Here is a 5,628-nt window from a genome sequence, read left to right as displayed (position 1 = left end):
CAGTATCGCCGGGCCTGCACTTGGCCCCAGGCCCGAGCACAGCATGATAGTCGATCACCTGCCCTATTTCGTGGAGATATTCGACGCCATTGCCTCTCGCCTCTTCCCATGTCGAACCTACCAAGGCGCCCGACGATCCGGCCACATGCATGTCGTGTAAGCGTAAGCCCGATTACTCGGAATGTTTGTTTTAGATATTTGGTACGCCATACGCACCAGACATCTCTTTCTTTGATCCAAATGCGTCAAAAAGGGTGCAGCACCCTTGACGTCCGGACTACAATTCTGCCCGGACTAACCGGCATGGCAAAAGACACAAATTACCTGTTTCCCCGACTTATCGAGGTGAGCTCGGCGACAGGCCTAAGAAAGCGTGATGAATGGCCAAATCGGCATCAATCCGTCCAAAGGCTCGTATTCTTCAGCTCCTCGGCGACGAGCTGATCAGCAGCCCGCGCATCGCCGTTTTCGAGCTGGTAAAAAACGCCTACGACGCTGACGCTACCAAGGTCATCGTGACCCTCGCGGACCTTGGGACGGACGAAGCCAAGATTACTGTCCGCGACAATGGCTCTGGCATGACCGGAGACATCATCCAGAATATCTGGCTTACCCCGGCGAATGACCATCGGCGGCATCAACGCGAGTCCGGGAAACGATCTCTCCTAGGACGCCTTCCCCTGGGAGAAAAGGGGCTCGGCCGATTCGCGGTTCACAAACTCGGAAACAAGATCAGGATGGTCACCCGACAGGCGAACGAGCTTGAAGTTGTGGTCGAGCTCGACTGGTCCGAGCTTCTAAGTCACGATTTTCTGGATGAAATCACGGTGCCCATCGAAGAGCGCCAGCCGAGAATTTTCAAGGGCAGGACCCATGGAACGAAAATCGACGTAACCGATCTTCGTGGCGAATGGACGCGCGGAGCGATCCGCGACCTTCATCGCAGTCTGACTTCGATCGCCGACCCGACAGGCGGGCCATCTGATTTTCAGGTTCAACTGAAAATTCCGGGCCACGAGAAAGTCGTAGCTGATCTGCTCGATGCCGGCAGCGTGCTTGAGCAAGCGATGTGGACGTTTGGCTTTAGCTTTGACGGGTCGCAAATCGACTGGACCTACGAGTTTAAGCCGTATCCTGGAATCAAGGTCGAGCCCTCGTCACAATCGGGTAAGGAGCCGCTACTGAGGGATCGCGACAAGAAACACGTTGTCGCCGGCCCGGAATTGATCGCGGGTATCGGACCGGTGTCTGGAAGTTTCAACGTATTCGATCGCGACCGAGCAACATGGAATTACATCGCCCAGAAAAAGGTGATGTCTGAGTACCTCGCCAACAATGGCGGCGTCCGAGTCTACCGCGACGGCATCCGCGTCTACAATTATGGCGAACCAGATGACGACTGGCTGGGGCTGGACTTGAGACGTGTCAATTCGCCAACAGACCGCCTAAGCAGAAACCAGATTCTCGGGCGCGTGAATCTTACGCTAGACGGGAGCCAACAGCTCCGCGAAAAAACCAACAGGGAAGGTTTTGTCGAGAACTCCGCCTTCGAACGGCTGAAGGAGGTCGTCATGTCTGCGATGACGATTTTCGACCGGTTGCGCAGACCACACCGCGAGGCGATTCGCACTGCGCTTACGGGCGTAAAATCACCGCTGGCAATTTCCATCGATACCCCTGTCGCCCGCCTGAAGGCCGAGCTCACAAACAACAAGCTCGATCGGCTGCAGCCTCTCGTTGACGAGATCGGCCGCGAGTACGACCAGCTTCGCGAAATCATGCTCAGTTCCGGCAATGCCGGATTGCAACTGAGTCTGATTTTTCACGAACTGGAACGCGGCGTACGCGGATTGTACGAGGCGATCAGGCAGCGCGAGAAGATTGAGGACATTGAAGAGCGCTCGCGCTATCTGAAGGATTTGCTGGAAGGCTTTGCGACGGTCCTGAAAAAGGAGCCGGCCCGCAAGCAGAGCCTCGCAAAAATTGCACGCGAGGCAATGTTCCTGAATCAACTCCGGTTTAAGAAGCATCGCGTTGCGATTGATTTTCCCCTTGGCCGGGGTGATCAGCCCGACGTTGCAGTTCGCGCCTCGCTCGGACTAGCTATCGGCGGCGTGTCAAATGCAATCGACAATGCGATTTTCTGGACGCGTGTGCGGTGGCCTGATGAGCAGGCGACCGGTGAGCTGCAAAGAAAAATCTGGGTGGGTACGAGCGACGAGTTCGGGGACCCGGCCCTGATTGTTGCTGACAACGGCCCGGGTTTTCGAGACTCGTCTGACGACCTGATACGTCCATTCTGGACTCGACGACCCGGCGGAATGGGTCTGGGCTTGTACTATGCAAACCTGGCGATGGAGCTGAGTGGCGGAAAACTCCTTTTTCCGCAGCCCGGCGACCTCGATCTGCCTGAATGGGCTAATGGAGCTGTGCTAGCATTTGTGTTCAAGGGGGCTTGAGGAATGTTGCAGGGGGCAATGGTCATCGCAGTCGATGACAAAGAGGAAGACCTAGATGGCATCGTGCAGGCCCTGCATAAGAAAGGAGTCGGCGTCCTTCCAGTCCTGTTCAAGGGACAGAGGTCGGTCCGCCCCTGTCTGCCCGGTATTCGCGTCGTCTTTACCGACATAAATATGGCGCCGAGTGCTGCTTCCGCCTACCAGCAGCATCAGGGTGTCGCTGCCATTCTGAATGTGTTGCTCGATCCGGAAAACGGACCTTGGATAATGGTCGCGTGGACCGCAGCGCCTGACCAGACAGCCGCTCTCAAGACCGTGCTGGAAAACTCACTCGGCAAGGAACGGGCACCGATAACGGCCATCGGGCTTAACAAAGCTGACTTCATGAATTCGAAGGGGGTTTACCAGATCACAAAGATCGCGACGGCCATAGATCAACACATCTCCCAAGATGCAGTGGCCGGCGCAATTCTCGATCTGGAATTGAGGTCGTCCCAAGCCGCACATGATGTAACCCAGTCGATCATAGCGCTCACGCCGTCAGCGGCCCCTGCCGACATTGCACAGGTTCTCGTCGAGCTTTCGAAAGCGACCGATCCAAAACCACCTTTCACGGTAGAGAAGGTCATGCAGACGATAGGACCTGTTCTGCAGGACCGGCTTATTAGGCGTGGTGTCTCGAAAAACGAACGAGGCGTATGGGATCGGGCATTTGGTGCTAGCGCGGGAACACCGCTGTCGCAAACGCATCGTGCAGAGCTGAATAGCGCGGTGCATCTCGATCCGAACACCGGTGTCGGAGAACGTGGCGCGGTCACGATCGTTCCGAATGCGATTATGGAAAAGGCCATACCAAGGCTTTCCTCTGTGGTTTTCACCCATTTTCTGAATCGGGAAAAGGCAGTGAAAGTCCTGAGGGATCGGAAGAGGGCAACTATGCCTGCCGTACCGAACCAGCCGGCGCCAGTCCTGCCGCCAGAGCAGGAATTGATCACGGAGTTTGAAGAACAGTTGAAGTGGGGATTGCTGGAGCTTGTCCCTATCTGTGATGCTGCGAACGACAAGCGGGGTTTGCGAAGAGCAGCCGTACTGCTCATCGCCCCTGGTGACTGCGCGAAGCTGGATATCGCAGGCGATTACGCCCAAAAGCTCCCTCTCCTGAAGATCGGTGGCGATGACGTTCTTATCTTTGTCTCCGCTAAGATGACCCTGTCACCGGTCTCGAAAACGCTGGCAAAGATCAAACCGGTTTTGCGGATGCGCGACCAGCTTCTCGACGGGCTGACGCAGAATATTTCTGGCTCTCAGGCTAGGATTGGCTGGGTGACGTTCTGAGTCTTACGAGAGGTCGCAGCCGCCGGCATGTGGCTGGCATTGTAACTCCGGCACTCCCACAAGTCGCGCTCCACGGCACCAGGTTAGATGTTTGATCCCGGACTTTGATGGGGCATCCCTATCTGCCAAATCAAAGGATGCGCTATGGGCCAAGTTTCTGCATGGGAGCGCCACAACGACAGAGGCGGTCCGTCGAGCGATACAGCATAGCCAAGAGAGCCTGAGGGCCTTGGCCAAACGCTACGGGATCAACCAGAATACCGTCGCGAGTGGAAGGGACGAGTCGCCGATCTACCGACTGGTCCGAAGGAACCGCGATCGACGGTGCTCGCGATTGAGGCGGAGGCGGTCATTGTCGCTTTTCGCCGCTGCACGTTGCTGCCGCTCGACAACTGCCGTTATGCGCTTCGAACAGGAAATTCAAGAGCTACCCGATCGGCTACTTCCACATCGACATTGCCGAGGTCAGGACCGAGCAAGGCAAGCTGCACATGTTTGTCGCCATCGACCGCACCTCGAAGTTCGCCTTCGTCGAGTTGCATGAGAAGGCCCCGACAGCCGTATCAAGAGACTTTCTGCTCCGGCTGATCGCGGCCGTGCCCTACAAGATCCATACCGTGCTTACCGACAACGGCATCCAGTTCACCACCCTCGGTGCCGGCGGTTCAGCCGTACCCTTGATCAAGGAGGCAATCGCCAATGGCGAGATCTTCCGCGCTCACGCCTTCGAATACACCTGCGCCAGGAACGACCTAGAGCACCCGCACGACCAAGGCCAGGCATCGCGAAACGGGCCGCGGAGTCCGTCATCGTGGGCGACGTGAACGACGACGCCACCATGCTCGGACCCGTGATGAACGAGCGGCAGTTCGAGCGGGTTAATTCGCTGATCGAATCCGCGTTTCAAGAAGGCGCGACCCTCGTGACGGCTGGGACCGGCAGGCCGTCGTCGCAGAACCGTAGCTACTTCGTAAGGCCGACGGTATTCGCTCATGTGACGCCCGAAATGATCGTAGCCCAGAAGGAGATGTTCGGCCCGGTCGTCAGCCTCATCCCGTATGACATTGTCGATGGGGCGATCGAGATCACCAACGACACACCCTACGGAATGGCAGCCTATGTGCAGTCGAAGGATCTCCGCCTCGCCAAACTGGTGGCCTCTAGGCTTCGCGCCGGGCAGGTGATCAATCACCGGCGTGGGATGCGTCCGCGCCGTTCGGAGGCTTCAAGCAGTCGGGCAACGGCCGCGAATGTGGGGAATTCGGTTTCGAGGCAGTGCTCGAGGTCAAGGTGATCGGTGGACTTCACGAAAGCTGACCTCTCTTGCGCTGAGACGCGATGCACCGTTGCTGCGTGCGAGCGATAAAGACGATCGCATGTTCTTCGACGGTTTTTGTTGCAGCAGTGGCCGGGTCCGTCACGCCCGACACCGGAGGAAATATCGCAGGGTTTCCGGGTGGGGGGAAAGGCGGTAGCGCCCTTCCGAGGAACGCCCCTGCACAGGGTGTCGACCAAGCCAGCAACGCCGCAGAATCGCTTCCGCAATTGCCTCATGATCTCGAGAAACGCTACTCTATTCGGCCGTTCACGAGGGCGCGTAAGCGCAAATGACCTCCGCCTGGGGCTGGCAACACTAACGGAGGCCAAACCGTCTTCTTCGTGTGAAATGACCCTTTCACTACTCTCTAAGCCGCCTGCCAGACTTGGTTCAATATTCGCGCAGCAAGAGCAGCTTTGTCTTGCGGCAAAAAGCGACCGTAGTGGTGGGCCACCATGTCGGGCGTGTCCTGGATCGCGTAACTTGCCTGCTCATATGACCCGGTCTGCTTCAGGA

Annotated in this window: 3 protein-coding genes and 1 pseudogene; all 4 read left to right on the top strand. The window is 57.3% G+C overall.

Features of this window, described 5'->3' with window-relative positions:
* Positions 1 to 380: 380 nt before the first annotated feature.
* Positions 381 to 2,459: an ATP-binding protein gene (locus tag EN781_RS24015; RefSeq protein WP_127400389.1), complete on the top strand. Its 2,079-nt coding sequence runs from the start codon at positions 381 to 383 to the stop codon at positions 2,457 to 2,459.
* An 18-nt stretch (positions 2,460 to 2,477) separates the two neighbouring features.
* Complete coding sequence (locus EN781_RS24010) at positions 2,478 to 3,794, top strand: hypothetical protein (RefSeq protein WP_127400388.1); 1,317 nt, start codon at positions 2,478 to 2,480, stop codon at positions 3,792 to 3,794.
* A 157-nt stretch (positions 3,795 to 3,951) separates the two neighbouring features.
* A pseudogene (locus EN781_RS24005) lies at positions 3,952 to 4,441 on the top strand (DDE-type integrase/transposase/recombinase); the annotation flags it as partial.
* 173 nt (positions 4,442 to 4,614) lie between these two features.
* Positions 4,615 to 5,088, top strand: coding sequence for an aldehyde dehydrogenase family protein (locus EN781_RS24000; protein WP_210213492.1), 474 nt, complete (start codon positions 4,615 to 4,617; stop codon positions 5,086 to 5,088).
* Positions 5,089 to 5,628: the final 540 nt, after the last annotated feature.

Origin of the sequence: Mesorhizobium sp. M4A.F.Ca.ET.090.04.2.1 (genome assembly GCF_003999085.1) — a bacterium.
In the GTDB taxonomy this organism is placed as follows: Bacteria; Pseudomonadota; Alphaproteobacteria; order Rhizobiales; family Rhizobiaceae; genus Mesorhizobium.
The sequence above is the reverse complement of the archived record's forward strand: the minus strand, read 5'-3'. Positions and strand labels throughout refer to the sequence as shown.

Coding starts and splice junctions, on each gene's coding strand:
- EN781_RS24010 (WP_127400388.1), top strand. CDS start 2,478: ATGGTCATCGCAGTCGATGACAAAGAGGAAGACCTAGATGGCATCGTG.
- EN781_RS24015 (WP_127400389.1), top strand. CDS start 381: ATGGCCAAATCGGCATCAATCCGTCCAAAGGCTCGTATTCTTCAGCTC.